Consider the following 25,960-nt stretch of genomic DNA (forward strand, 5'->3'; position numbering starts at 1 on the left):
CCGCCACGGTTGCCTGGACGTGGTGCACGATCACCGGTCCCCGTGGTACGGCTCGGGATCCACCGGCACGTTGTTGAGGTCGACGGAGCGGAAGATGTCGTCGGCGACGGGGCGGCGCAGTTCCTCGGCGAGCTGACCGACCAGGCCCGCGGTGCGGGCCAGCAGCGCGAACCCGCGCAACAGCGGCAACGGCAGGTCGAGGTCGGCGAGGGCCGCCCCGCAGACACCGGCGCCGTTGAGCGGCAGCGTCTTACCGAGCACCTGCGGATGCATCCGCCCGATCGCCTCGAACAGCCGCAGATGAGGCCCGAACAGTCCCTCCTCGCGCGCGATCTCGAACAACCGGGGCGTGCGCGGGTCCCCGTCCTTGTGCACGTGGTGACCGAGACCGGGCACCAGCTCTCCGGACTCGCGCCGGGCACGCACGGTCGTCAGGGCGAGCGCGTCCCAGCCCTCGTCGTCGACGGGCCGCTCGGCGTCGCGGAGCACGTCGTTCAGGAACCGTCCACAATCCTCGGTGACGCCGAGAAACCGCGATCCCCCGCCGAGCAACCCGGCGGCCAGGGCGCCCTGGACCGAGTCCGGCGCCGACAGATACGTCAACCGCGTCACCATGGCCGTCGGAGTGAAGCCGTGGTCGGCGAGCGCGGCCAGCACCGCCTCGAACAGTCTCGTCTCACCGGGTTCCGGGCGACGCTGCGTGGCGAGCCGGAACGCCAGCTCGCCGAAACCCACGGTGCCCATCACGTCCGCGGCGAGGTCCTCGCCGAGCAGCGTGATCGACTCGCGCGAGGACGCGCCCAGTGCGGTCGGATACCCGTTCACCGCAGCGGATTCGGTCATGCCGGCTCCTCCAGCCACCTGCGCAGGTCGTCACCGTGCTCGTCCAGTTCCGGCGGTGGCAGCTCGTAGGTCGCGGGGGTGTCCGAGAACCGGATCGGGTTGCGTGTCGACGGCACCGCCTTGTCCCCGGAGCCCACGTGCACGACCGGGTCGAGCCCGAACCGGTCGGCCATCGCGAACCCGCCGTCGATCGTGTTGATCGGCCCGCTCGGCACGCCGGCCTCCACGAGGAGGTCGAACCACTCCAGGGCGGGGCGTTGTTTCAGCTGGGCGACCAGGAGCGGCCGCAGCTCCTCGCGGTTCTTCGTCCTGTCGGCGTTGCGGGCGAACCGGGGATCCTCGGCCACCTCGGGAATGTCGAGGACCTTGCACAGGATCCGGAACTGGTTGTCGTTGGCCGCGGTGATGATGAGGTCGTTGTCCGCGGTCGGCAGCGGCTCGTACGGGAACACGCTCGGATGCGCGTTACCCATGCGGTACGGCACGGTGTCACCCGCCACGTACGCCGACGAATGGTTGACCAGGCCCGTCAACGCCGAGGACAGCAGATTGACCTCGACGTGCTGCCCCCCGCCGCCCGCGTCGCGGTGCCGCAGGGCGGCCAGGATGCCGATCGCGGCGTGGTTTCCCGCCATCACGTCGAAGACGGAGATCCCCGCGCGATACGGCGGCCCCTCGGGATCTCCGGTCAGGCTCATCAGACCGGAGATCGCCTGAACCATCAGGTCGTAGCCGGGCACGTCCTTGCCGGGGCCGGAGCCGAAACCACTGATCGAGGTGTAGATGATGCCCTCGTTCGAGGCGCGGACGGTGTCGTAGTCCAGCCCGTACTTGGCCAGCCCGCCGGGTTTGAAGTTCTCGATCAGCACGTCGGCCCGGTCGGCCAGTTCGCGGGCGAGACGGGCGTCGCGGTCGTCGTGCAGGTCGAGCGAGATCGACCGTTTGCCGCGGTTCACGCCGAGATAGTACGTCGACACACCGTCCCGCACCGGGGGTGTCCAGCTGCGCGTGTCGTCACCCTGCGGCCCCTCGACCTTGATCACCTCGGCCCCGAGGTCCGCGAGCAGCATCGTGGCGTACGGCCCCGCGAGGATGCGTGAAAAATCCGCCACGAGCAGGCCCGACAGCGGACCGCCACCCTGACCGGCTCCCGTTGGTGCTCCCACAGATCGCCTCCGTTGTCCGCTCCACGGACGGTTGTCCGTATTCGGAGTCTGGGGGAACTCGGTGGGCGCGTCAAGAAGGCAGGCGGGTTCAGCCCGCAGCGGAACCGTCCACCCGCGGCAGTGCCGACACCCTGGCGAAATAGGCGCTGATCGCCCCTGCCGTGTGCAGCAACAGGGGCAGGTACTCCTCCGTGATCGTCTCCATCGAGGTCTCCGCCGCGTGACTGTTGACGTTCAGGGCGGCGATCACGCGCCCCTCGCCGTCGCGCAGCGGCACGGCGACCGACCGGATCCCCAGCGCCAGGTCCTGGTCGGTGACGGCCCAGCCGCGCGCCCGCACCTCGCGCAGCACGGCGTCGCGCTCCTCGGCGCCGGGCTGCCACCGCGGCACGAGACCGGAGCGCGTGGGCTCGGCCAGCGTGCGGTCGAGTTCCTCCGCGGGCAACGCGGCGAGCAGCACCTTGCCCAGCGACGTCGCCAGCGCCGGGAACCGCGTCCCCAGTTCCACCCGCAGCGCCACGATCTTCGGTATGGCGACCCGCGCGACGTACACGATGTCGGAGCCGTCCAGCTGCGCGATCGACACCGACTCGTCGACCTTCGCGACGAGCTCCTGCATGTGCGGCCGGGCGACCTCCCACAGGCCCATCGACGACACGTACGCCATGCCGAGGTCGAGCACCCGGGGCGTCAGCACGAACCTGCCGTCGGTCGGCCGCGCATACCCCAGCTCCTGCAACGTCAGCAGGATCCGCCGCACCGTGGGCCGGGACAGTCCCGTCGCCGAGGCGACATCGGTCAGGGACATCTCCGGCCGCGCGGGTTCGAACGCGGCGATGACCTCCAGTCCGCGCGCCAGCGCTTCGATGAACTCCGGACCGGTACCTTCTCGCGCCACCTCGACCTCCTCGACCGATTCTCGTTCCGGCGCACGGTAGCAGCCACTCGTCCGCTGTTCGGACATGCAGGTAGCGGTGACGAATCGGATCTGAACTGCGACTTCTCGGTCCCACCGCGAAACCGGGCAAGGGATTTCCCGTCAGTCGACCGTACAGCGGACAGCTGCGACCTCGAGCACCCCGGCACCGCTGCCACGCCGAGGCGCATTCGTGCTGATCACGGGAACGATTGACGATCCCACTCCGCGGGCCCCGGACTGTGCAGCCCAAGCCTTGACAATGCCGCACCCGGGAGCAAAAGTGACCTAGTGTCCGTTGAGCGGACACTCGTCCGACGAAGTGCGACAAAGGAGCCGTCACCATGACCCCGGCCGTTTCCGAGCGCACCGGCAAGCCCGACCACCACTCGCTGCCGGCGCGCCTGCATCACAACGCGTTCGTGACCGACGACCAGGAAGCCACGCGAGCCTTCTACGAGGACCTGATCGGCCTGCCCCTGATCGCCACGTGGACCGAGGTCGAGGACCTCTTCGGTAAGGAGCGCACCTACTGCCACACCTTCTACGGACTCGGCGACGACAGCGCGCTGGCGTTCTTCCAGTTCGCCGACCCCGAGGACCAGAAGGAATTCGGCCCGAAGATGCCGAAGTCGCCGTTCGTCCACATCGCGCTGAAGGTGTCCGAAGGTGTCCAGCAGGCCATCGAGACCCGGCTCTCGGCCGAAGGGTGGAACCCGGACGAGACGTACGTGCTCGACCACGGCTACTGCCGGTCCCTCTACACCCGCGACCCCAACGGACTGCTGCTCGAGTTCACCGTCGACTCGGCCAATATGGACGAACTGAACAGCATCCGGCTCCGCACCGCGCACGAGGACCTGAAGCGGTGGCTGAGCGGTGACCACACCCCGAACAACGACGTGCGCTGACCCGCTCCGCCGTCACAGTGCCTGCCACCACCCCGCACCCGCCCGGAGCCGTCCTGCTGGTACACGGTGCCCACCACGGCGCATGGTGCTGGCGCCGGGTCTCCGACGGCCTCGCCTCCCGCGGAGTGCGGGGTGAGGCGCTGGAGTTGCCGCTGACCTCGTACGCCGACGACGTGGCGGCGGTCCGCTCGGCCGTCGACCGGCTGCGCCGCAGCGGACCGCTCGTCGTCGTCGCCCACAGCTACAGCGGCGTCGTCGTCGCCGACGCGGCGCACGGAGCGTCGCGGCTCGTCTTCGTCGCAGCACGACTGCCCCTGCCCGGCGAGTCGCAGACCGCGCTCACTCCGAGCTGGCACGGCGAGGGAATGCGCGAGGCCGTCACGGTCGGCGACGACGGCTGGGTCCACCCCACGCCCGCCGCCCGCGACGCCTTCTACCACGATTGCCCGGACGAGGTCGCCACGGACGCCGTGTCCCGGCTCCGCCCGATGCGGAGCGCGGTCCCCGCCGAACCGCTCGCCGAACCGGCCTGGATCACCACCCCGACGGCCTACGTCGTGTGCCGCCGGGACCGGGTAGTCCGCGTCGACCGGCAGCGGGAGCGCGCAGCCAGGGCCGGCGAACAGTACGAGCTCGACTGCGGCCATTCCCCGTTCCTCGCCGTTCCCGACGAGCTCGCCACCCTGCTGACCGCCCAGGAACGCAGGACGCGGGCCGCTACGACGTGACATCTTCCCAGTGTCGTGAAGAGAAAGGTCGTGAGAAGAATGGACACGCCTCCCCTGTCCGAATCGCCGCAGGTGCTGATCGTCGGGGCCGGCCCGACCGGACTGATCCTGGCGCACGAACTGCTGCGCAGGCGGATCCCCGTCCGGATCGTGGAGAAGCGCAGAGGACCGTCGCACACCACCCGGGCGATGACGGTGCACGCCCGGTCGATGGAAATGTTCGAACACCTCGGGGTCGCCCACCGGCTCGAAGAGGTGTGCCTGGAATGCCCGGGAAACATCTACCATTTCCCGCATCTGCCGGAGGACCGGCAACCGCGCACCGACTACCGGAGCCTGCCGACCCGGTTCCCATTCTACTACAAGATCAACCAGAACGATTTCGAACAGGTGCTGCGCGAGCACCTGTACACGACGTACTCGATGGTGCCCGAGTACCGCACCGAGGTCACGCGCGTCGACGCCTCCGACGACGAGGTGACGGCCGAGTTCGCGCTGCCGGACGGCACGACGGAGACGCAGACCTTTCCGTGGGTCGTCGGCTGCGACGGGGTGCGCAGTTTCGTGCGGCAGGCCGAGGGAATCGACTTCGTCGGCGAGCGGGTCGCGGCGATGGCGATGATGGACGTCGAGTTGAGCAACGTGACGTTCGACGACCGGTGGATGAACTACTACTTCACCAGGGATCTGTTCATGAACTGCACCAAGCTTCCCGGGAAGTACTGGCGCATCTACATGAGCGAACCCACCGAGGAATACGTCTACGCCGACGACAAACGACAGGCGTTCCAGGAGGTTGCCGACCGGATCGGGATCGGCTTCACCGTCGGTGAACCGGTGTGGGCGACCTCGTGGGAGATCCTCAACAACATCGCCGAGCGCTATCGCAACGGCAGGCTGCTGATCTGCGGGGACGCCTCGCACGTGCATTCGCCGTCCGGCGGCCAGGGCATGAACGGGTGCATGCAGGACGCGTTCAACCTGGGCTGGAAGCTCGCGGCCGTCCTGCAGGGCGACGCCGACGAGGCGATCCTGGACACCTACGAGCAGGAGCGCAAACCGATCGGTGAGCAGGTGAGCCAGGGCGCGCTCGCCACCCATGAGATCGTGATGGGGTTCGGGGTCGATCCCGAGGAGCGGTGGGAACTCACGCAGGCCGACGGCTGGGAGCACAACACGATCCGGCTGGTCTCGGGACTCGCGCACACCTATCGCGACGTCGTGCGACTCCCCGCGAACCTCACCGAGGTCGGAGGGCCGCGCGCCGGCGACCGGGCGCCCGACGCCACGCTCACGACCGAACCGGCCAAGCGGGTGTACGACGTGTGCCGCCGCCCGCAGTTCACGTTGCTGATCGTGCCGGGCGGCGATCCCACTGCCGCGGTCGAGCAGGGCGGGCGCCTGCGGGACGAGCTGGACGCGTTGTTCCCCGGGTACGTCCATTCCCACCTGATCGGCGAATGCAGCGACGAGGAGTTCGACTTCGACCACCGCACCCCGGACGAGACCGGCGAGATCTCCGAACGGTACGACGTGGACGGTCGCGGTCGATTCGTGCTGATCCGGCCCGACCTGTACCTCGGACTGTCGTGCCTGCCCGAGGAGGGCGACCGGATCACCGAGTACGTGAGCCAGTGGCTGACACCCGCGCGCACCCTCACGCCCGCGTGACGACCGGCCACGGCGAGCCACGCCGCACCGACGACGTGCTCGCCCCACGCCGGGCACGGTCCGCCGTCGGGGAGGGCGCCCGGTGACGTCGACCGGCCGCAGGCCCGACGGCGGACCGTGCTCAGCGGCGGACCTGCTCGACCCCCAGTGCCCGGTCCACCCACCGACCGACGGGGAGGGCGGCGACGACGGCGGCCAGCGCGACGTGGACGACCATGAACACCACCGCGGTGGCGACACTCGGCACGCCCGTGAACACGATGATGTGCGAGGCCCACGGCAGGTCCGGCGGCCGCGAACCCGCGGCCCACACGTCGTTGAGCGCCCAGAACGTCAGGTCGTTGAGTCCCGACACGACGACCAGGATCGCCGCGACACCCGTCTTGAGGACGTTGGCGGTCCTGGCCCCGCCCAGCCGGTAGGCCAACAGCATCAGCAGCACGATGAACGTCGTGATGAACAGCTCGAACTGGTACACCGGTTCGAACGCACCGTCCTGATCGGCATTGCGCCCGAACTCCTGGATGCGCATGACCATCTCGGTGTCGATGTAGGCCATGTAGCCGATCACGCCGAGCAACAGCAGCCCCGGAGCCACCCGCCACTTCGGCAGCAGCGCCACGGCGACGACGGCGAACGCGAACGGGCTCAGCTTGAAGGCCCATTCGGCGAGGTTGTCGAGCGTCTGGTCGGGCGGCAGCACCACCATGATCAGCAGTGCGAGTACGGCCGCGGGCACCGTGGGCACCACCCACAGCCAGCCCCGCGCTCGATACAACGCGGCCACCCAGCCCCGGCCGCCGTCGTCGCTCCTGCGGCCCGCAGCGGACGGCCCGGATCCCGGCATCGTCGCGGTCATGCGTCGTCGTCCTCCATCCGCGGCTTCTCCACCCAGAACGGGCCGAGTGCGAGCGCGTCCACATCGGTCTTCAGATAGCACGCGACGGCATCCGCCGGGCTCATGACGATCGGTTCCTCGTTGTCGTTGAACGAGGTGTTGACCACCATCGGGATTCCGGTCAGCCGTTCGAAGTGCTGGATCATGCGATAGTAGAGGGGATTGTCCTCCTCCGAGACGGTCTGCACCCGTGCGGTCCCGTCGACGTGCGTGATCGCGGGCACGACGTCCCGCTGGTGTTCCAGCACGTCGAACACCAGCAGCATCACCGGCGACGGATACCCGCTCGCGAAGAACTCCCCGGCCCGTTCGGCGAGACACGACGGCGCGAACGGGCGGAACGCCTCCCGGTGCTTGACCTTCTCGTTCATCCGGGTCTTCGACTCGGGATCGCGCGGGTCGGCCACGAGCGAACGGTTGCCGAGCGCGCGCGGGCCACACTCCATCCGGCCCTGGAACCAGCCGATGATGAGCCCGTCGGCGATCCGCTGGGCGGCGTGGGCGGCGATGTCGTCGTGCCGCTCGTAGTCCAGCCCCGCGTCCTTGAGCGCCAGTTCCATGTCCGTCTCGGTGTATTCCGGGCCGGTGTAGGTGAATCCGCTGCGCGGCCGCGGGCGGCGGTAGGTGCCCACGCTGACGTCCAGGGCCGCACCGACCGCACAGCCGTCGTCGGCCGCCGCCGGCTGGGCGAAGAAGTCCTCGAACGGCGTCTCCAGCAGGATGCGGCCGTTCATCACGCTGTTGAGTGCCACGCCGCCCGCCACGCTCAGCCGCGTCGACCCGGTTTCGGCCTGCAGCCATCGGGCGAGGTGCAGTCCGGCCTCCTCGAGGGTCACCTGCAGCGCGTAGGCCACGTCGCAGTAGTGCTGGGGCACCGGATTGTCGGCCGTCACGCGGGTCTTCGGCCGTGCCGGACCGAACAGGTCGTGGAACTTCTGCGACATCACGTGTTTGCCGGTGCGGTGGTGCTCGAACCAGCTCAGGTCGAGTTCGAACCCGCCGTCCGGGTCGAGGTGCACGAGTTCGCGGAACGCGTCGACGTAGGTGTCCCTGCCCAGCGGGGCCAGGCCCATGACCTTGCCCTCGTCTCGGGTCGGGTAGAACCCGAGGTACCCGGTGACGCCGGCGTACATCGCGCCCAGCGAATGGGGGAACTTGATGCGCCGCAGTTCCCTGATCGTGTCGCCGCGACCGTGGGCCAGCAGGGTGGAGGCTCCGTCGCTGCCGATGCCGTCGAGCGTGAGCACGGCCGATTCGTCCCACGGGCAGATGTAGTAGGCGCTTCCCGCGTGGGCGCGGTGGTGGTCCACCAGGTGCACCCGGAAGTGCACGGGTCCCGTATGGCCGACGGCCTCCTTGATGTCGCGCTCGAGCGTGTAGGTGCGCTTGATGTGTGCCAGCACGGCACCGCCGACGTGGTAGTCGTCGACGCCCGTGCCGCCCCCGCTGCGGAGTGTCTTCAGCATCCCGGCGGCCCGGCCGCCCGACGCGCCGTCCGGGTTGCGGAAGACGTCCAGCGTTCCCGGGAAGTACCGCGCGAACACCTTCGCCGCGTGGATCGCCTCCTTCCAACGCTGCCAGTAGTACGCGACGTGGTCGACCTCGGCGAGGGTGATGCCCGCCTGGTCGAGGCAGAACTTGATCGCGTTCGCGGGCAGCCCGCCGTCGTGCTTGACGCGGGTGAACCGCTCCTCCTCGGCGAAGGCGACGATCGTGCCGTCGTGGACCAGAGCCGCCGCCGAGTCGTGAACCCTGCTGATACCGAGTACGTACATGTTCTCGCTCCGTGGTGTTACGTGGTGGATGACAGACCGGCCCGCGACGGCCGGGTGGGCAGGGGCCCGGAATGACGTCTGCGCACCATGTGGTGCAACGCGGCCGCCTCGACCGCCAGCGCGACCACGACGGCGGCGAACCCGCCCGCGGCACCGAACGGCGGCACCAGGCACAGGGCACACACCGTCGTCGCCACCAGCCGCCACAGCGCTCCCCGGAAACTCACGCCCAGCAGCGGGCCCCCCGTGTTCTCGATGAGGAAGATCCCGTACATCACCGCGACGGCGGCGACGACCTCGACGGCGGTGAGCGTCCCGAGCGCCGCCCACATGGCGAGGCCCGTGTCGGCGAGCAGCGCGTCACGGCTGACTGGGATCGAGAGCGCGGCGGCGAACAGCACCGCGAACGCGACACCGCCCACGACGACCGCCCGCAGGATCGCCATGGCCCGCGACCGGCCCGTCACCGCGCCGCTGCCCCGCTGCCGGAGCGAGACACCGGGCTGATGGATCCGCAACTGGTAGCGCACGATCGAGCAGAACGCGCTCGCGCCGAGCATCGCGAGGTAGAAGGGGCCGCTGTCGGCCACCCGGCCCACGGCGGCGAGCACGAAGAACACGACCGCCACGGTCAGCGCGTCCAGCAGTTCCGGCACACCGAGCAGCCACGTCGTGCGACCGTAGGCGAGCACGAGTCGGCGTCGCCGCAACGGTTCCGGCCGACTCCAGTCACGGGGCAACAGGGCGACGGCGGTCAGCGCGACGACGGCCAGTCCCGCGGGCAGTACCAGCAGCACCGTGCGAGGCGACCAGTCCGCCAGCCAGGTGGCCAGCGTCACGCCGAGTACCAGAACGGCGCCCGCCGTGAAGGCCCACGCGTCGAGGGCGGCCCGTCCGCGGAGGCGGTGCAGGCCCGAGACGGTCATCAGCATCCCGGAGCACGTGTGCCAGCAGGCCGCGGCCAGATACGGCAGCAGTGCCGACTCCGGTGCCGCCACGGCGGTCACGAGCAGCGCCGCCGCGAACACGAGAACCGGTGCGACGGCGAACCGCACTGCCAGGGCGACCACCGTCGCCCGGGTGGCGCGCACCCGCGGCGCCAGCTTCAGGGCGCTCTTCTCCGCCGCGTTGGGCAGGAACACGAGCCACGCGCACGCACCGAGGGCGTTGGCGAACGGGCCGTACGCGATCGTGCCCCACACGACCGCCAACACGACCTGCATCAGCTGCACGCTGGCGCGGAACGAGCCCCGGCCGAGGAGCAGCCGGAGCATCATCAGCCGGCGGGGCACAGCGCCCACCGCGGCACCCGTCACGGCCGCGGCACCGCCTGTGCGACGTCGTCGAGGCGGAACTTGAGCGCTCCCCGCACCGCCTCGGCCGCGTCGCGCAACTCGTCCATCGTGGACGCCTGCAGAACGGCGTAGCCCAGCTTGTAGCCCGCTTGTTCGTAGGCGCGCACGAACGTACCCTCCTCCGCGAACAGCCGGAGGTCGACCACCGCCGGGTGGGCGCGGACCTCGTCGAGGCCCGTCACCTCGGCGAGCCTGCCCGCCCGGTCTGCGCCGAACACCTGCACCATCGTCGGCACGGGGTCGCGCGGCGTCAGCACCGGCTCCTCGCCCACGGCCGTGGCCATGGTCGCCGCCATGATGTCGACGCCGTAGCACGACTCGACGAGCTCGGCGAGGCCGTTTCCGCCCATCCGTGCGCCCATTTCGACCAGGTACAACGTGCCGTCGCGCCCCAGCACCGCGTCGAGCGTCAACGGGCCGTCGGGGTACTCGATCCGCTCGCAGATCGCTTCGAGCATGCGCACGAGTTCGGCATCCACTTCGGACGAAAGCTCCGCCGGTACGAGGTGGGCCGTCGTCACGAAGTACGGCGGCGGCGTGATGGTCCGCTCGGTGACGGCATGGAACGCGACCCGGCTCCGCCGCATGAGGACCTCGACGGTCAGATGTTCGCCCGTGAGGTACTCCTCGACGACGAGCTTGCCCTCGGGAGAGAACGCCACCGCCTCGGCGAACGCCGACCGCAACGACCCCGGTCCGGCACACGCGACGACGCCCCTGCTTCCCGACGAGTCGACCGGTTTGACCAGCGCGGGAAACCGCAGTTCCCGCGCACGCTTGACGAGGTCGTCGTCCGGCGCGCCACTGACCGCGCGGTAGCCCGGCAGCCCCAGCTCCACGCACAGCTCCCGGAAGGCCGATTTGTCGACCGAGGCGCGCATCGCCAGATCCGGCAGCAGCGCGGGAAGGTTCCAGTGCCGTGTCAGCCAGGCGAGCGCGGGGAGTCCGACGTCGCTGGCCGGACACAGCACACCCACGATGTCGTCGCGCCCGGCGAGCGTGCTCGCGATCCGTTCCGGTGCGCGCACGCTCAGCTGGACGAACTCGTCGGCATGCAGCACACCCGGCGCGGTGGGCCGGATGTCGACGCAGATCGTCCGGTAGCCCAGTGTTCTCGCCCGCTGGTACACGCCGACCGAACCGTCGGCACCGCCCAGCACCACCAGTGTCGTCACGACGCCACCTCCGCCCGTCGCGGCCGCGGGGCCGTCGGCCGTTCGTCGAGCAGGAGGTCGGCGGGATCCACCCGGTCGCGCAGCGACGTCTCCCGGATGTAGAACCGGCGAGGCCGCGGCTGACCGGCTCCGACGGTGACCAGGTAGCGGACGCCCACCGCCAGCACCGCTGTGATCACCGCGAGCACCGCGAACAACGCGGTCGCGGTCGCTGCGACGCCGAGCAGCCCGGTGGCGGCACCGATGGCCAGCACGCCACACAACGCCGCGGTGCCCAGTGCGAGCCCGGCGGCGACTCCCGGCAACCTGCGGGTGAAACCGACGAACAGTTCCACCGCATGCGAGGCGAGGAACCGGAACCCGACCTTGGACTCGCCGCGCTCCCGTGCGCGGTGGCCGACGGCAACGGTCGTGTACCTGCTGGTCAGTTGCGGCACGGTCGCCATGAAGTACGGCGTGCCGATCTCCAGGTCGACCACGCGGCGTGCGAGGTCCGTCCGGACCAGGCGGAACGCGGTCGCGCCGCGGGGTATCTCGACCTTCAGCACACGCTGGGCGAGGTAGTGGAACACCGCGGTGCCCCACCGCCGGAGCAGCGGGTCCTGGCGGTTGGTCCGCACCCCGAACACGGCGTCGTAGCCTTGCCGGGCCTCGGCGATCAGCACCCTTGCCTCGGCCGCGGGAAACTGCTGGTCCGCGTCGACGTGCAGCACCCACGGCCGTTCGGCGTAGCGATAGCCGGCGGAAAACGCGGCCTCGAAACCGAAGTTCCGCGTGAAGGAAATGAAGTCCACCCGCGGGTCTTGTTCCGCGAGCCCGCGAATGATATTCAGCGTGCCGTCCGTGCTCCCGTCGTCGACATAGATCACTTCGAGGTCGAGGTCCCCGAGCTCGTCGACGATTTCCTCGTAGGAGGCACGCACATTGTCCACTTCGTTATAACACGGAATCACCACCGTGACGCTCGTGATGTCCGCGCACTCTGCGTCCGGCTCCATCACAGGTCACGCACCAGGACCGGACCGGCTTCTCGCACGAGAATCCGTCTCGGCGAATACGGCATGAATGCCCTCGCGTTTCTACTCGTCAGTAGTCTCTGCCCCCAGCAGGAACGGATCCGAGAGTTATATCCGACAAAATGTCCACAGCAAGACGGAAAGTTGGGATTGACCCGTTCGGCCGAAGTCGAAACGGGGACGCGCACGACCTTTCGGCGCAATCCCGGAATTCGCGGTCCGAATCCGGGCATTCGGTGGCACACTGCCCACCCATGTGGAATTCGCTGGCCTCGAGGCTGTGGCGGGCGGCCTATCTGCGTGCCGTCTCCTCGGCCTTCGCCACGGTCCCGCTCTACCGCGAGACCTGGGCGCTGCACGGCCGCACGGACCCGGTCCTCGTTCCGGACAGGACGGGAAGCAACGGCGGTGCGCTCGCCGCCGACACGGTGCAGCGCCGGTTGGTCGACACCGCACCGCTCGCGGGCGGGTCGACCGAACCCGACCCGGCACGCGGCCTCGCCGGCCTGCTCACCCACGCCACCCAGCGGCGCTCGCACCGCCTGGTGGTCGTGGTCGACGCCGCCGTCACACGCCCGCCCACCGGACTGCCCTCCGGGTCCCGTGGCTGCGTGCTGCACCCGGACGCCGCCACTCCCCTCGACGACGGGCCCGTACTGAGGGAGATCGTCGACACGCTGCGACGCGGCGAACGGGTACTGGCCGTCGGTGAGGACAAGAACCTCGACGCGCTGTCCGCGGCACTGCGCTCCGCCGAACCGCCCACCGAGCTGCCGCCGCCGGACCGGGTCCCGCACCACCGCATCGACAGCCTCACCGGCGGTCCCTTCGGCCTGCTCCACGACCCGCTGCTCGGCTACCTCGGCGTGCTCCGCGACTGCGGCCGATGGCACGTCGACTGCAGGCACGTCTACGTGCGCGAGACGACGGGCGGGCTCGCGTTCACCGTGCTCGACCGCACGTCGCCGCGGCTGGTCGACGTACTCGTCGGCGGCGGCGTGCCGGGAGAGGTGCAGGCCTGTCCCCGTCATGGCTCTCCCGTGATCGAGACATGACGGTCCGCTCCGACACCGTTGTCGACGCCCGTGTCTGTGATCCTCGCGTCGACGGCGCACCCGACGGGTGGTCCGAGTTCGCCTGCACCGCCGGTCCGCACGCCGTGTGGGAACCGGAGCTGCTGCGCATCGAAGGCTGGTTGACGCGCAATCCCCCGCTACTGGTCACCGTGCACGACACCGACGGCATCGTGGTGGCGCTGTCGGCACTGGTGTGCCGGCCGACCCGCACTCCTCGTTACGCACCCCGGCGCGCCCGCCGCGGTCCGATGTGGGCGGAGGTCGCCCAGCCGTGGCTCAGCGGCCTGCCCGGAGTCGTCCGGCGGCCCGGGGTGTCCGGCGACCACCTGCGCGTGGCCGTGCGCTCGGCCGAGCGCGCCCTCGCGCGCCGCCTCGGTGCCGGTCTGGCCGGGCTGTTCTACCGCGGGGTCGGATCCGACCTGCTGCCCGAGCTCATCGGCCGCGGCCGCATCCACCGGCGCACGGATCCGTCCGCGGTCCTCGACAACACTTTCTCCTCGGTCGACGAGTGGCTCGCGTCGCTGAGCAAGAGCAGGCGCGCGGGGCTGCGCAGGCAGCACCGGCGCGCCGAGGCCGACCCGGCTCTCGTCGTCCGCGGCGGACCAGGCCGCACCGACATCGACGCGGCCGCCGTGGCGGGCCTGCTCAACGACCATCGCGCGCGGTTCCCGACCCCGGCAGGCGACACGCGCTCACCCATCGCGGCACCGTATGTGGAGGCGTTCGTGCGCAGACCCGACGTGCACACACTCACCTATCACGACACCGACGGACGACTCCTCGCCCTCAACACATTGCTCGATCACCACGACGTCGTCGTCAAGCAGCACTGGGCGGCGCTGCCGCCCGAGGAGGGCGGCAGACAGGGTCTGTACTTCGACGCCTACGTCCGTGCCGTGCGCTGGTGCATCGCCCACGGCAGGCCGCGGATCTCCTCGGGCCGGGGCAAACTCGACGTCAAGACGTCGCTGGGGTTCACGCCGCGGGACGTCCACGGCGTCATCGCGCCGAGGCCGGTGATGGGCCGGTGAACGTCGACATCGTGGACCCACGGTTGGATCCCGAACCGCCGGGCTGGGCGGATTTCGCGGGCGCACTGCGCCTGCACCCGGTGTGGCGCTACCCGCTCCTCCGGCTCGAGGCGTGGACCGCCCGCAACCCGCCCGTCCTCGCGGTGGTGCGCCAGGACGGACGCGTCGTCGGGGGCTTGCAGGTCATGATCTGCCGCAGTTGGCGCACGAGCCGCTTCGGACCGCCGCCGCGGCGGCTCGGTCGCTGGCGGCCGCGGTGGGCGGAGGTCTACCTCCCCCTGCACAGCGGTTATCCCGCCGCCGTCTTCCGCTCCGGTGTCGACCTGCGGGCCGCGATCCGCGAGTTCGAACGGGCGTTGGCGGACAGGATCGGCCCGGGTCTGCTGGGCGTCCTCTACCGGGCCATGACCGCCGACCTGGCCGACGCGATGTCGGGGCCGGGGCGGGCGCGCCGGGAGATCGACCCTGCCGCGGTGCTCCGGCCGCCCGCCACGGTCGACGAGTGGTGGGCCGGCCTCGACGACGAGGTCCGGAGCACCATCGACGCGGTCGAGGCGGACCCGCGCGTGTGCACCGACATCGGAGCGGGACGCCGCGATCTGGACGCCACCGAACTCGCCGCGCTGCTCAACGCACACCGGGCGCGGCAGGACGCCCGGGCGTGGGCGGGCGGTCAGCGTTCCCGCTTCGCGGGCCTGCACATGGACACCCGCAGCCCCGTCTCCCCCGCGTACCTGGACGCGCTGCTGCGCAGGCCGAACGTCCTCACCCGCACCTACCGCACGCCCTCCGGCAGGCTGCTCGGGTTCGCCACGATGATCGACGAGCGGCACCCGGCCGCGTTCCACCACTGGGCGGCCGTGTCCCGGGCCGACGGCGGCAGGCCCGGCCTCCACCGGCATGCCTACGCACAGGCCGTCACACGGGCGATCGAGCGTGGCGTGTCCGAACTGACCGCGGGCAGAGCGATGCTCGACGAGAAGGCGGCGCTCGGCTTCCGCGGCACGCGCGCACTGCACACCGTCGCGGCGCCGCGGCCGCTGCTGAGCGGCGGGCCGGTTCTCGCCGACCGGCTGCAACGAACCGGCACTCCGGCCGGCGACGCGACGGGCCACCACCGGAAACGCATGGGGAGCACGACATGACGGTGCACATCGACGTCCTGGATCCGCGCCGCGACCCGGAACCGGCCGACTGGGCTCGATTTGCCGCCGACCGGCACCTTCCGGCACCGTGGTCGTACCGGATGCTGCAGCTCGAGACCGCGTCGTCCCGCTGCCCGAACCTGCTGGTCGTCGCCCGTGACGCGGGTGAGCCGGTCGCCGCGCTGTCGGTGACCGTGGCCCGCCCCGGGGACCCGCACCGCCGCAGGCCGGTCGGCGGCATCGCGCGGTTCGCGCCCCGCCTCGCCGAGGTGCACCAACCGTGGATGCCCGGCACGTCCGGCCGCGTGTTCGCGCCCGAGCTCGACACCGCGGCACGGCGCGCGATCACGCGCGCGGCCGAACGGGCCGTCGTGTCGTTCCTCGGCCCCGGCTGCGGCGGCGTGATCCACCGGTACGTCCGGGACGCCGAGCTCCCCGACGTCGGCGGCCGGGGCAGAGTGGTGCGCGACGCCGTGCCCACGACCCTGTTGCGGAACGGGTTCGCCGATGTCGACGAGTGGGTCACCTCGCTCGCGCGCAGCAGGCGCCACAGCATCCGCGGCCAGCGGCGCAAGATTGCCGCCGATCCGTCGTTGACCATCCGATGTGGACGTGCGAGGGACGACGTCGCCGGGGCCGAACTGGCCACGCTCCTGCATACGCACCGGGCGAAGTTCGGCAGAGTGCCGCTCGACCTCCGTGGCGCCGTGACGGCCGAGTACCTGCACGAACTGGTGCGCAGATCCGACGTGGCCACGCTGACGTACCGGGACACCGACTCCGGGCGGCTGCTCGCGTTCACCACCGTGCTCGACCACGTGGTGACGCCGCTGCACCAGCACTGGGCGGCCGTGCCGCCGGACAAGGGAGGCAAGCGGCACCTGTACTTCGACGCCTACGCCAGGGTGGTCGGCTTCATGATCGACAACGACAGGCCGTCGATCTCGTCGGGACGCGGCATGCAGGACGTGAAGGGGTCGCTCGGGTTCGCGCCGCAACCGTTGCAGACGGTCATGGTCCCGCGGCCGGTGTGCCGATGACGGGGCCGTCGACCGAATACCGGGACCGCGCCCGCCGCCTGGCGGACCATGCGGCGACGAGCGCCGACCACGAGGTGCTCGACCCGCGGTTCGACCCCGAACCCGCCTACTGGCCACGTCTCCGGGCCGACGCAGGGCTGTACGCCGACTGGTCGTGGGAGGCGATGACGGCGCAGGCGTGGGCGGCCCGCACACCCCAGTACGTCACGGTGTTCCACGGCGACGACGGCCCGTGCGGCGTCGTGTGGGCCGCGTGGGTCGGGCCGCCGACCCGGCGTCACCGTTTCGCGCGCACGACACGCGGCGGACGTGTCGGAGGGCTCGACGTCCGGTCGCCGAACAACGCCTCCGCGGCGGGCTGGTGGTTCGCCGACGGCGCGGCCCAGCGGCTGGTCACCGATTACGCCCCCGCGATACGCGGCACCCTCGGTACGGGGGCCCGGCTGCTGCTGGCCCGGCAGCTCGGTGACGCCGACGCCGCTGCCGTGCGTGCACCGCTGCGCATCGTGCGCGCCACCGAGCCGATCAGCGTGCTCGACACCGCCGGGTTCGAGTCCGTGGAGCAGTGGCGGTCCGGCCTGCGCGCGAGCCGGCGGCGCAGCCTGGAGCAGATCCGGCGGGCCGTCGCCGACGATCCCCGCCTGGAGGTTCGGGTCGGGTCGATGGCCGACGCCGATCCCGGCGAGGTCGCCGCGCTGTTGCGGTACAACGCGGAGAAACACCACGACGTACCGATCGTGCCGCTGCCGATGTTCACCGGCTACCTCGAGGCACTGTTGCGCAGACCGGACGTCATCGGGGTGCGCTACACCGACCCGGTCTCCGGTGCGCTCCGCGCGCTGGCGCTCGTCTTCGACCATCCGGAGTGGCCGGTGATGCGCTCGTGGTCGGTGCTGCCGCTCCACCGCGGAGGACGGCGGAACGTCTACTTCGACATGTACGTCCAGGGTGTGCGCTTCGCGGTGACCTCCGGGAAACGGGGCCTCGTGCTGGGCAAGAAGATGGTGGACCTCAAACACACACTGGGCGCCAGGACGGTGTCCCAGCACGCCGCCCTCGTCCCGCTGCGGTGATCCACCGAACACGGGAACGGCGATGCGGCCGACCGTGGCGAGAGCCTGCCGGCGGGGGCACCGAGCACGGCCCCGCCGTCGGCGTCCGCACCGGCCGGTGACGCCGCGTCCCCGCGGGTCGACGGCCACGGAGTCACGCACCGAGCGTGCGGCGGGTGTGGGCGGCGATCTCGACATCCTCCCGCGCGCCGACCACGAGAGTGCGTACGCCTGCGCCTGCCGCGGCGATGTCGGCGTCCTCGGCGACGGCCTCGTTGGCCGCCTCGTCCAGCTCCACACCGAGGTAGGCCAACCCGCCTGCCACCTCCGCACGCACGCGCGGGTTGTGCTCCCCCACACCGCCGGTGAACGCCAGCACGTCGATCCCACCCAGGCTGCCCGTCATCGCCGCGATCTCCCGTCGCAGCCGGTGGGTGTAAACCTCGAACGCCAACCGCGACGCGTCGCCCCCGGAGTCCATTCCGGACATGACCTCGCGCATGTCCCCGGTGCCGCCCGCGAGTCCCGCGAGTCCGGACTCGAACTCCAGTGCATGCGACAGGGACTCGGCGTCGACACCCGCCTCCTGCTGCAGCCACAGCACCAGTCCCGGATCGACGCTGCCGGTGCGCGTCGCCATGACCAGGCCCGCCAGCGGCGTGAACCCCATCGTCGTGTCGACCGACCGCCCACCGGACACCGCGGCGAGCGACGCACCCGCCCCGAGGTGACACGACACGATCCGCAGCCGCTCGGCGGGCGTTCCGACCAGCTGCGACACGCGTCTCGTGACGTAGGCATGGGACAGGCCGTGGAATCCGTACCGGCGCAGCCCCCACCGGCGGTTCCACTCCGCGGGCAGCGCATACGTGGCGGCCGGCTCCGGGATCGTGGCGTGGAACGCCGTGTCGAAACACGCCACCGCGGGGGTGTCCGACAGAACCCGCCGCAACGCGTCGATGCCCGCCACACCGCGCGGCTGATGCAGCGGCGCCAGCTCGGCCAACGCGGCGACCTCGTCGCGCACCTCGTCGTCGACCCGCACCGGCTCACGGAAGCGCCGTCCACCATGGACTATCCGGTGCCCCACGGCGTCCACGGCGGACAACCCGTGGACGAACCGTTCCAGCTCCGCCGTGTCCTCCCCGTCCCAGTCGTCGAGGTCGAGAGTGTCGACCACCTCGTCGGCGGCGTCGAGCAGCCGCACCTTCAGGCTCGACGACCCGGCGTTGACCACCAGGACGTGGTCCGGCCGTCCCGTCACGACGGCCAGACCCAGTCCCGCACCTCGGGCAGGTCGTCGCCGCGGGCCCGCGTCCACGCACCGTGCCGCGTGCGCGTGTCGGCCATGTCCTGCCGCAGCCACGCCGCCGGCGTCCCGAGGCCCGGCACCCGGTCGAGCACGTCGATGACCAGCCGGAACCGGTCCATGTCGTTGCGCACGAGCATGTCGAACGGCGTCGTGGTCGTGCCCTCCTCCTTGTAACCGCGGACGTGGATGTTCCGATGGTTGTTCCGCCGATAGGTCAGCCGGTGGATCAGCCACGGATAGCCGTGATAGGCGAACAACACCGGCCGGTCCGTCGTGAACAACGCGTCGAACTCCGCGGACGTCATCCCGTGCGGATGTTCGCCCGCCGGTTGCAGCCGCATCAGGTCGACGACGTTGACCACGCGCACCTTCAGGTCGGGCAGCCGCTCCCGCAGGATCGACGTCGCGGCCAGCACCTCCAACGTCGGCGCGTCACCGGCGCACGCCAGCACCACGTCCGGCTCTCCACCGTCGTCGGAACTGGCCCACTCCCAGATGCCCGCGCCCCGGGTGCAGTGCAGCACCGCGTCGTCCATGCCGAGCCACTCCGGCGTCTGGTTCTTTCCCGCCACCACCACGTTGACGTAGTCGCGGCTGCGCAGACAGTGGTCCGCGACCGACAGCAACGTGTTCGTGTCCGGCGGCAGATACACGCGGATGATCTCGGCCTTCTTGTTCATCACGTGGTCGATAAAGCCCGGGTCCTGGTGCGAGAACCCGTTGTGGTCCTGCCGCCACACGTGCGAGGTGAGCAGGTAGTTCAACGACGCGACCGGCCGGCGCCAGTCGAGCTGCTTGCTCGTCTTGAGCCACTTCGCGTGCTGGTTGAACATCGAGTCGACGATGTGGATGAACGCCTCGTAGCACGAGAACACCCCGTGCCTGCCCGTGAGCAGATACCCCTCGAGCAGACCCTGGCACACGTGCTCGGACAACATCTCGATGACGCGACCGTCGCGGGCCAGCTGCTCGTCGGTGTCCAGCAGCTCGCCGAGCCACTGCTTCCCGGTCACCTCGTAGACCGCGTCCAGCCGGTTCGACGCGGTCTCGTCCGGGCCGAACAACCGAAAGTTGCGACGGTCGTCGTTGTCGCGCATCACGTCACGCAGCCACCGGCCGAGCACGCGCGTCGGCTCGGACGTCGCCGCGCCCGGGGTCGTGACCTCGGATCCGTAGTCACGGAAGTCCGGCAGCCGCAACGGTTTCAGCAGCCGCCCGCCGTTGGCGTGCGGATTCGCTCCCATGCGGCGATCGCCCGCGGGAGCCTGCGCGATCAGCTCGGGACGGGGCGTGCCGCGTGCGTCGAACAGCTCGTCGGGCCGGTACGACCGCAGCCACGACTCGAGCTGCTCGCGGTGCTCGGGATTGTCCCGCACCCCGGCCAACGGGACCTGGTGCGACCGCCACGTGTCCTCGACCGGCACACCGTCCACCTCGGACGGACCGGTCCAGCCCTTGGGGGTCCGCAGCACCAGAAGCGGCCACTGTGGACGTCCGGTGAGTTCGCCCTGTCTCGCACCGTGCTGAATCAGCTCGATCTCGCCCGCGACGCGGTCGAGCGCGGCGGCCATGTCCCGATGCATCGTCGCCGGATCGTCGCCTTCGACGTAGTAGGGCACGTAGCCGCAGCCGCGGAGCAACGCATCGAGCTCCTCCCGCGGGATGCGCGCGAGGATCGCCGGGTTGGCGATCTTGTAGCCGTTGAGGTGCAGGATCGGCAGCACCGCGCCGTCGGTGGCGGGGTTCAGGAACTTGTTGATGTGCCAGCTCGTGGCCAGTGGGCCGGTCTCGGCCTCCCCGTCCCCGACGACGCACGCGACCAGCAGATCCGGATTGTCGAGCGCCGCGCCGTAGGCGTGGGCGAGCGAGTAGCCGAGCTCACCGCCCTCGTGGATCGACCCCGGCGTTTCCGCCGCCACGTGACTCGGCACGCCGCCGGGGAACGAGAACTCGCGGAACAGCCTGCGCATGCCGTCCTCGTCCTGCCCGACCGCGGGATAGGCCTCGGGGTAGGTGCCTTCGAGCCAGCTGTTCGCGAGCAGACCGGGACCGCCGTGGCCGGGGCCGATGACGTACATGACGTTGCTGTCGCGCCGCCGGATCATCCGGTTCAGATGCGCGTAGACGAAGTTCAGACCGGGCGTGGTACCCCAATGCCCCAGCAGCCGCGGCTTGATGTGCTCGACGCGCAGCGGCTCCCGCAACAACGGGTTGTCGAGCAGGTAGATCTGCCCCACGGACAGGTAGTTCGCCGCGCGCCAGTAGGCGTCCAGTGCGGTCAGCTCGTCGTCGTGCAGCGGATGGACATCGGTCGCGATCGCCTGTCCGGCCATGTCGGGTCCCCTCGCGGTCGGGTTCGGCCAGGTCGCCGCCGGGTACCCGAACGCTGCCGCGACTCAACCCGGACGGCCGCAGGCGTGGCCCGATCGGAGGCCGCCGCGTCCCGCCTCGCCGGGGACGTCAGTCGTCGCCGCCCTCGCCGCCTTCACCTTCGTCACCGCCGCCTTCGTCACCGCCTTCGTTCTCGCCGCCTTCGCCGCCCTCGTCGTCGCCGTACTGGCCGCCGCCGTTCTCCTCCTGCTGGTTGCCGTCCTCCTCGACGGGTTCGTCGCAGGCGGCCACCGCACCCAGCGCGCTGACCGCGGCCAGCGCGGCGAGCGTCTTCCTGATCCTCATGCGGGCCAGCGTACGGCCATCACGGCCGTTCCACAGGGGTTCGCGGAGTCAATCCTCGGGACGACGGTCGACGTGCCTGCCGAGCAGCTCTCCGGCGTGCCGGATGTGCTCCTGCATCGCGGTGCGCGCCGCCTCCGCGTCACGCGCGTGGAGTGCGTCCAGGATCGGGTAGTGGTCGTCGACGGAGGCCTGCACCCAGCCGTCGATCGTCTCGTAGTACCGCGACGGCGTGTGCTTGACGGCCTGGCCGAGAAACCGGGTCAGCTTCGGCGACCGGCCCGCCATCGCGAGCAGGTGGTGGAACCGGTGGTTGAGGTCCTCGATCTCGTCGAGCCTGCCGTCGGCGAGCGCGCCAGCGAGCCCGCGCTGCAGCTCGTCGAGAGTGGCGAGATCGTCGTCGGACAGCCGCGGTGTGGCACGCGCCGCGAGTTCGCCCTCCAACTGGGCCTGCACCCAGAACAGGTCGCGCACGTCGTCTCCCGACAGCGGGGCGACCATGAACCCGCGGCGCGGTTCCAACTGCAGCAACCCCTCGGCGCGCAACGTCAACAGCCCCTCGCGCACCGGCGTGACGCTGATGCCCAGGTCGCCCGCCACCTGGTCGAGCCGCACGAACTCGGGGAACCGCAACTGCCCGGACATGATCAGCTCCCGCACGTGCGCCGCGACCTGGTCGGGCAGTGACCGCTTCCCCCGGGTGCGCTGCGTCCGCTCCCCCGCCGCAGGCTCTCCCCTCGACGTCTTCCCTCGCGACGTGTCCGCCTTGGCCATGGCCCGCCTCACTCACATCCGTCGAGCTTCCGCTCTTCCCCAGATCATATATTTGGGCTATAAAAAATGGAAAGCACGCCGCCTGCACCGTTGGAGGTCGAGCACATGCCCAGTGCGCCCCCGCGCCCGGTCGACACCGGATCACGGGCATGACGGCACCCGGCCCGGCCTCCCGGCCACTCGACGGACTCCACGTGGTCGAATGCGCGAGTTTCGTGGCGGGCCCCTCCGGAGGCATGGCACTCGCCCGACTCGGCGCCGACGTACTGCGCGTCGACCCGCCCGGCGGCGGGGGCGACTTCCACCGCTGGCCGGTCGACGCCCACGGCACGAGCCTGTACTGGGCGAACCTCAACAAGGGCAAACGGTCCCTCGCCCTCGACTACCGCTCCCCCGAAGGCCGGGACCTGCTCGTCGCACTGGCCACCGAGCCGGGCCCCGACGCCGGGATCTACCTCGACAACGTCGCGGGCCGCGCCCGGCTGACGTCCGACGAGCTGTCGGCCCGGCGGGCCGATGCGATCCACGTGCACGTCGAGGGCATGGCGGGCGGCAGACCCGGCGTCGACTACACCGTCAACGCCGCCGTGGGCGTTCCCGACCTCACCGGCCCTCCCGATCACGCCGCACCGGTCAACCACGCCCTGCCCGCCTGGGACTTCCTGTGCGGCCAGTACGCGGTGACCGCGATCCTCGCGGCGCTGCACCGCCGCACACGCACGGGCGAGGGGACGTCGTCGACCATCGCGCTGTCCGACGTGGCCCTGTCGGCCGTCGGCGACCTCGGCTGGCTCGCCGAAGCCCACCGGGCCGGCCGCGCGCGGGAACGCATCGGCAACCACACCTACGGCAGCTTCGGCGTCGACTTCGCCACGGCCGACGACCGGCGGGTCATCGTCGTCGCGCTCACCACCGGACAGTGGCGCGCGCTCTGCACCGCCACCGGCACCACGGAGGTCTTCGCCGCGCTCGAACCCGCGCTCAGCGCCGATCTGGCCGACGAGTCCGACCGCTACCGGTTCCGCGAGACGATCGAGGCGATCCTGCGGCCGTGGTTCGCCGCGCGCCCGTACGACGAGGTCGCCCGCCTGCTGGACGAGGCCCGCGTGCTGTGGGGCCCGTACCGCGACATGGCCGAGGCCGCCCGGCTGGCGCTCGACGACCCCTCGTCGGTCGTGCGGGAGATCGACCAGCCCGGCGTCGGCCCGATGGCCGCCACGGCCGGCCCCGTCCGCACCGGCGGTGAACCCGCGCCGCCGCACCCGGCACCGGCTCTTGGAGCCGACACCGAGGCCGTGCTGAGCGAACGTCTCGGCCTGGGCTCCGCCGAGATCGGCAGGCTCCGCGACGCCGGAATCGTCGCGGGCCCCGCATGAACGCCGCGCCACCACCCGAACAGAAGGGACATCGTCACCACATGGGTCTGCTCGAGGGAAAGGTCGCCGTGATCACCGGCGCCGCACAGGGCATCGGTTTCGCCATCGCCGAACGGTTCGTCGCCGACGGCGCGCGCGTGGTCGTCGGCGACATCGACGAGGCCGCGGCCACGACCGCGGCGGAGAAACTCGGCGGCTCCGCCGTCGCCGTGGGCGTGCGCTGCGACGTCACGTCGGCCGACGACACCGGCGCACTCCTCGCCACCGCCACCGAGCGCTTCGGCGCACTCGACGTGCTGGTCAACAACGCGGGCATCACCCGCGACGCCACGATGCGGACGATGACCGAGGAGCAGTTCGACCAGGTCATCGACGTCCACCTGAAGGGCACGTGGAACGGCCTGCGGAAGGCGTCCGCGATCATGCGCGCCCAGCAGCGCGGCGCGATCGTCAACATCTCGTCGCTGTCCGGCAAGGTCGGCATGGCGGGCCAGACCAACTACTCCGCGGCCAAGGCCGGCATCGTCGGCATGAGCAAGGCTGCGGGCAAGGAAATGGCCCATCACGGCGTGCGCGTCAACGCGATCCAGCCGGGGCTGATCCGCTCGGCGATGACGGACGCCATGCCCGAGCACGTGTGGGAGGGGAAGATGGCCGAGATCCCCATGCAGCGGCCCGGCGAGGTGTCCGAGGTGGCGAGTGTGGCCCTGTTCCTCGCCTCCGACCTGTCGTCCTACATGACCGGGGCCGTCCTCGAGGTCACCGGCGGGAGGTTCATGTGATGAGCACCGGAACGGCGCGTGAGGCCGTGGTCTGCGAACCGGTCCGCACTCCGATCGGCCGGTTCGGCGGTTCCCTGCGACCGGTGAGCGCCGCCGACCTCGGCGAAACCGCCCTGCGAGGCCTGCTGGACCGCAGCGGGGTCTCTCCGGAGGCGATCGACGACGTCGTGCTGGGGCACTGCTACCCGACGAGCGAGGCACCCGCCATCGGCCGCGTGGTCGCGCTCAACGCGGGACTGCCGATCTCGACCGGCGGCATGCAGGTCGACCGCCGCTGCGGCTCCGGTCTGCAGTCGGTGCTGCAGGCCGCGATGCAGGTGCAGAGCGGTGCGAGCGAGGTGGTCGTGGCCGGCGGCGCCGAGAGCATGAGCAACGTGGCGTTCTACTCCACCGAGATGCGCTGGGGCGTCAGGGGATCCGGCGTGATGCTGGAGGACGGGCTCGCACGAGGCCGCATCACCGCGGGCGGCCGGAATCACCCCGTGCCGGGCGGCATGCTGGAGACCGCCGAGAACCTGCGCCGCGAGTACGCCATCCCGCGGGAGGAACAGGACCGGCTTGCGCTGACCTCCCACCGACGAGCCGTGGCGGCACAACGATCGGGTGTGTTCGCCGAGGAGATCGTTCCGGTGACCGTCCGCACGCGCAAGAGCGAGTCCGTCGTGGATACCGACGAGCACCCTCGTGCCGACGCCTCCCCCGACACGTTGGGCGGGCTGAAACCCGTCCTCGGTGAACAGGACCCGGACGCGACCGTCACCGCGGGCAATGCGAGCGGGCAGAACGACGCGGCCGCGATGTGCCTCGTCACGCACCCCGACAAGGCCGCCGAACTGGGCCTGCGGCCACTGGTACGCATCGTGTCCTGGGCCGTCGCCGGGGTGCCGCCGGAGACGATGGGCATCGGCCCCGTCCCGGCCTCGCAGCAGGCACTGGACCGCGCCGGGCTCGCGATGTCCGACATGGACCTCATCGAACTCAACGAGGCCTTCGCCGCACAGGTGCTCGCGTGCACGCGCGAGTGGAAGTTCGGCGACGGCGACTTCGACCGGCTCAACGTCCACGGGTCCGGCATCTCGCTCGGCCACCCCGTCGGCGCGACCGGTACGCGCATCCTCACCACGCTCGCCCGCGAGATGGACCGCCGAGAGGTGCGCTACGGACTGGAGACGATGTGCATCGGCGGCGGGCAGGGCCTGGCCGCGGTCGTCGAACGTGCGACCGGCTGACGACGGTGGCAGGCGG

At 70.8% G+C, this 25,960-nt stretch carries 23 protein-coding genes; 11 read left to right on the plus strand and 12 right to left on the minus strand.

The window, feature by feature from the left end:
• Nucleotides 1-30: 30 nt before the first annotated feature.
• From LY13_RS13920 to LY13_RS13930, 3 genes are all read right to left on the minus strand, one after another.
• Nucleotides 31-843: a citryl-CoA lyase gene (locus LY13_RS13920; protein ID WP_253828846.1), complete on the minus strand. Its 813-nt coding sequence runs from the start codon at nt 841-843 to the stop codon at nt 31-33.
• Nucleotides 840-2,009 carry a CaiB/BaiF CoA transferase family protein gene (locus LY13_RS13925; RefSeq protein WP_253828847.1) on the minus strand — a complete coding sequence of 390 codons (1,170 nt, stop codon included), beginning with the start codon at nt 2,007-2,009 and terminating at the stop codon, nt 840-842. The genes LY13_RS13920 and LY13_RS13925 overlap by 4 nt, the downstream gene beginning before the upstream one ends.
• A gap of 88 nt (nt 2,010-2,097) precedes the next feature.
• On the minus strand, nt 2,098-2,907 hold the full coding sequence (locus LY13_RS13930; RefSeq protein WP_253828848.1) for an IclR family transcriptional regulator domain-containing protein: 810 nt from the start codon (nt 2,905-2,907) through the stop codon (nt 2,098-2,100).
• A 362-nt stretch (nt 2,908-3,269) separates the two neighbouring features.
• Between LY13_RS13930 and LY13_RS13935 the strand changes: the two genes are divergently transcribed.
• The 3 genes from LY13_RS13935 to LY13_RS13945 are packed head-to-tail and all read left to right on the plus strand — an operon-like array spanning nt 3,270 to nt 6,235.
• Nucleotides 3,270-3,836: a VOC family protein gene (locus tag LY13_RS13935; RefSeq protein ID WP_253828849.1), complete on the plus strand. Its 567-nt coding sequence runs from the start codon at nt 3,270-3,272 to the stop codon at nt 3,834-3,836.
• A 17-nt stretch (nt 3,837-3,853) separates the two neighbouring features.
• Entirely contained in the window at nt 3,854-4,564 is a 711-nt protein-coding gene (locus LY13_RS13940) for an alpha/beta hydrolase (RefSeq protein ID WP_253828850.1), read from the plus strand.
• Between the two features lie 39 nt (nt 4,565-4,603).
• Nucleotides 4,604-6,235 carry an FAD-dependent monooxygenase gene (locus LY13_RS13945; RefSeq protein ID WP_253828851.1) on the plus strand — a complete coding sequence of 544 codons (1,632 nt, stop codon included), beginning with the start codon at nt 4,604-4,606 and terminating at the stop codon, nt 6,233-6,235.
• A gap of 121 nt (nt 6,236-6,356) precedes the next feature.
• Here LY13_RS13945 and LY13_RS13950 read toward each other — a convergent pair whose 3' ends face one another.
• From LY13_RS13950 to LY13_RS13970, 5 genes are read right to left on the minus strand one after another with little or no spacing between them, the layout of a single operon-like run.
• Nucleotides 6,357-7,094, minus strand: a complete 738-nt coding sequence (locus LY13_RS13950) for a hypothetical protein (RefSeq protein ID WP_372493830.1) — start codon at nt 7,092-7,094, stop codon at nt 6,357-6,359.
• The gene (locus LY13_RS13955) at nt 7,091-8,908 is read right to left on the minus strand and encodes a carbamoyltransferase family protein (protein WP_253828852.1); all 1,818 of its coding nucleotides are present in this window, start codon (nt 8,906-8,908) and stop codon (nt 7,091-7,093) included. The genes LY13_RS13950 and LY13_RS13955 overlap by 4 nt, the downstream gene beginning before the upstream one ends.
• A 17-nt stretch (nt 8,909-8,925) precedes the next feature.
• A complete protein-coding gene (locus tag LY13_RS13960; RefSeq protein ID WP_253828853.1) occupies nt 8,926-10,209 on the minus strand; it encodes a hypothetical protein in 1,284 nt (427 codons plus the stop codon).
• 11 nt (nt 10,210-10,220) lie between these two features.
• Nucleotides 10,221-11,438 (minus strand): ATP-grasp domain-containing protein, encoded by a 1,218-nt coding sequence (locus LY13_RS13965; protein WP_253828854.1) that lies wholly within the window; start codon nt 11,436-11,438, stop codon nt 10,221-10,223.
• Nucleotides 11,435-12,436 (minus strand): glycosyltransferase family 2 protein, encoded by a 1,002-nt coding sequence (locus LY13_RS13970; protein WP_253828855.1) that lies wholly within the window; start codon nt 12,434-12,436, stop codon nt 11,435-11,437. Before LY13_RS13970 ends, LY13_RS13965 begins: the two co-directional genes overlap by 4 nt.
• Before the next feature lie 272 nt (nt 12,437-12,708).
• Between LY13_RS13970 and LY13_RS13975 the strand changes: the two genes are divergently transcribed.
• The 5 genes from LY13_RS13975 to LY13_RS13995 are packed head-to-tail and all read left to right on the plus strand — an operon-like array spanning nt 12,709 to nt 17,819.
• Complete coding sequence (locus LY13_RS13975) at nt 12,709-13,509, plus strand: hypothetical protein (protein WP_253828856.1); 801 nt, start codon at nt 12,709-12,711, stop codon at nt 13,507-13,509.
• Entirely contained in the window at nt 13,506-14,561 is a 1,056-nt protein-coding gene (locus LY13_RS13980; RefSeq protein WP_253828857.1) for a GNAT family N-acetyltransferase, read from the plus strand. The genes LY13_RS13975 and LY13_RS13980 overlap by 4 nt, the downstream gene beginning before the upstream one ends.
• Nucleotides 14,558-15,706 carry a hypothetical protein gene (locus LY13_RS13985; protein WP_253828858.1) on the plus strand — a complete coding sequence of 383 codons (1,149 nt, stop codon included), beginning with the start codon at nt 14,558-14,560 and terminating at the stop codon, nt 15,704-15,706. Before LY13_RS13980 ends, LY13_RS13985 begins: the two co-directional genes overlap by 4 nt.
• On the plus strand, nt 15,703-16,746 hold the full coding sequence (locus LY13_RS13990) for a GNAT family N-acetyltransferase (protein ID WP_253828859.1): 1,044 nt from the start codon (nt 15,703-15,705) through the stop codon (nt 16,744-16,746). The genes LY13_RS13985 and LY13_RS13990 overlap by 4 nt, the downstream gene beginning before the upstream one ends.
• A complete protein-coding gene (locus LY13_RS13995; RefSeq protein WP_253828860.1) occupies nt 16,743-17,819 on the plus strand; it encodes a GNAT family N-acetyltransferase in 1,077 nt (358 codons plus the stop codon). The genes LY13_RS13990 and LY13_RS13995 overlap by 4 nt, the downstream gene beginning before the upstream one ends.
• A 133-nt stretch (nt 17,820-17,952) precedes the next feature.
• Here the strand turns inward: LY13_RS13995 and LY13_RS14000 are convergent, their stop codons facing one another.
• The 4 genes from LY13_RS14000 to LY13_RS14015 form a co-directional block, all read right to left on the minus strand.
• On the minus strand, nt 17,953-19,062 hold the full coding sequence (locus tag LY13_RS14000; RefSeq protein ID WP_253828861.1) for an acetate/propionate family kinase: 1,110 nt from the start codon (nt 19,060-19,062) through the stop codon (nt 17,953-17,955).
• Complete coding sequence (locus LY13_RS14005; RefSeq protein ID WP_253828862.1) at nt 19,059-21,443, minus strand: phosphoketolase family protein; 2,385 nt, start codon at nt 21,441-21,443, stop codon at nt 19,059-19,061. The genes LY13_RS14000 and LY13_RS14005 overlap by 4 nt, the downstream gene beginning before the upstream one ends.
• 127 nt (nt 21,444-21,570) lie before the next feature.
• Entirely contained in the window at nt 21,571-21,786 is a 216-nt protein-coding gene (locus LY13_RS14010) for a hypothetical protein (protein WP_253828863.1), read from the minus strand.
• A gap of 48 nt (nt 21,787-21,834) precedes the next feature.
• On the minus strand, nt 21,835-22,557 hold the full coding sequence (locus LY13_RS14015) for a GntR family transcriptional regulator (protein WP_253828864.1): 723 nt from the start codon (nt 22,555-22,557) through the stop codon (nt 21,835-21,837).
• 149 nt (nt 22,558-22,706) lie between these two features.
• On the opposite strand from LY13_RS14015, the gene LY13_RS14020 reads away from it, so the two are divergent.
• From LY13_RS14020 to LY13_RS14030, 3 genes are read left to right on the plus strand one after another with little or no spacing between them, the layout of a single operon-like run.
• Nucleotides 22,707-23,933: a CoA transferase gene (locus tag LY13_RS14020; protein ID WP_253828865.1), complete on the plus strand. Its 1,227-nt coding sequence runs from the start codon at nt 22,707-22,709 to the stop codon at nt 23,931-23,933.
• 41 nt (nt 23,934-23,974) lie between these two features.
• Nucleotides 23,975-24,715: a 3-oxoacyl-ACP reductase FabG gene (fabG, locus tag LY13_RS14025; RefSeq protein ID WP_253828866.1), complete on the plus strand. Its 741-nt coding sequence runs from the start codon at nt 23,975-23,977 to the stop codon at nt 24,713-24,715.
• Nucleotides 24,715-25,944, plus strand: coding sequence for an acetyl-CoA C-acetyltransferase (locus LY13_RS14030; protein WP_253828867.1), 1,230 nt, complete (start codon nt 24,715-24,717; stop codon nt 25,942-25,944). Before fabG ends, LY13_RS14030 begins: the two co-directional genes overlap by 1 nt.
• The last annotated feature ends 16 nt before the right edge of the window (nt 25,945-25,960 follow it).

Origin of the sequence: Prauserella aidingensis (assembly GCF_024171865.1) — a bacterium.
In the GTDB taxonomy this organism is placed as follows: domain Bacteria; phylum Actinomycetota; class Actinomycetes; order Mycobacteriales; family Pseudonocardiaceae; genus Prauserella; species Prauserella aidingensis.

What these genes read in the sequence shown, in the direction of transcription:
- LY13_RS13920 (WP_253828846.1), bottom strand. Translation starts at nt 843, where the DNA reads ATGACCGAATCCGCTGCGGTGAACGGGTATCCGACCGCACTGGGCGCG.
- LY13_RS13935 (WP_253828849.1), top strand. Translation starts at nt 3,270, where the DNA reads ATGACCCCGGCCGTTTCCGAGCGCACCGGCAAGCCCGACCACCACTCG.
- LY13_RS13945 (WP_253828851.1), top strand. Translation starts at nt 4,604, where the DNA reads ATGGACACGCCTCCCCTGTCCGAATCGCCGCAGGTGCTGATCGTCGGG.
- LY13_RS13950 (WP_372493830.1), bottom strand. Translation starts at nt 7,094, where the DNA reads ATGACCGCGACGATGCCGGGATCCGGGCCGTCCGCTGCGGGCCGCAGG.
- LY13_RS13955 (WP_253828852.1), bottom strand. Translation starts at nt 8,908, where the DNA reads ATGTACGTACTCGGTATCAGCAGGGTTCACGACTCGGCGGCGGCTCTG.
- LY13_RS13970 (WP_253828855.1), bottom strand. Translation starts at nt 12,436, where the DNA reads ATGGAGCCGGACGCAGAGTGCGCGGACATCACGAGCGTCACGGTGGTG.
- LY13_RS13975 (WP_253828856.1), top strand. Translation starts at nt 12,709, where the DNA reads ATGTGGAATTCGCTGGCCTCGAGGCTGTGGCGGGCGGCCTATCTGCGT.
- LY13_RS13980 (WP_253828857.1), top strand. Translation starts at nt 13,506, where the DNA reads ATGACGGTCCGCTCCGACACCGTTGTCGACGCCCGTGTCTGTGATCCT.
- LY13_RS13990 (WP_253828859.1), top strand. Translation starts at nt 15,703, where the DNA reads ATGACGGTGCACATCGACGTCCTGGATCCGCGCCGCGACCCGGAACCG.
- LY13_RS13995 (WP_253828860.1), top strand. Translation starts at nt 16,743, where the DNA reads ATGACGGGGCCGTCGACCGAATACCGGGACCGCGCCCGCCGCCTGGCG.
- LY13_RS14005 (WP_253828862.1), bottom strand. Translation starts at nt 21,443, where the DNA reads ATGGCCGGACAGGCGATCGCGACCGATGTCCATCCGCTGCACGACGAC.
- LY13_RS14010 (WP_253828863.1), bottom strand. Translation starts at nt 21,786, where the DNA reads ATGAGGATCAGGAAGACGCTCGCCGCGCTGGCCGCGGTCAGCGCGCTG.
- LY13_RS14015 (WP_253828864.1), bottom strand. Translation starts at nt 22,557, where the DNA reads ATGGCCAAGGCGGACACGTCGCGAGGGAAGACGTCGAGGGGAGAGCCT.
- LY13_RS14020 (WP_253828865.1), top strand. Translation starts at nt 22,707, where the DNA reads ATGACGGCACCCGGCCCGGCCTCCCGGCCACTCGACGGACTCCACGTG.
- fabG (WP_253828866.1), top strand. Translation starts at nt 23,975, where the DNA reads ATGGGTCTGCTCGAGGGAAAGGTCGCCGTGATCACCGGCGCCGCACAG.
- LY13_RS14030 (WP_253828867.1), top strand. Translation starts at nt 24,715, where the DNA reads ATGAGCACCGGAACGGCGCGTGAGGCCGTGGTCTGCGAACCGGTCCGC.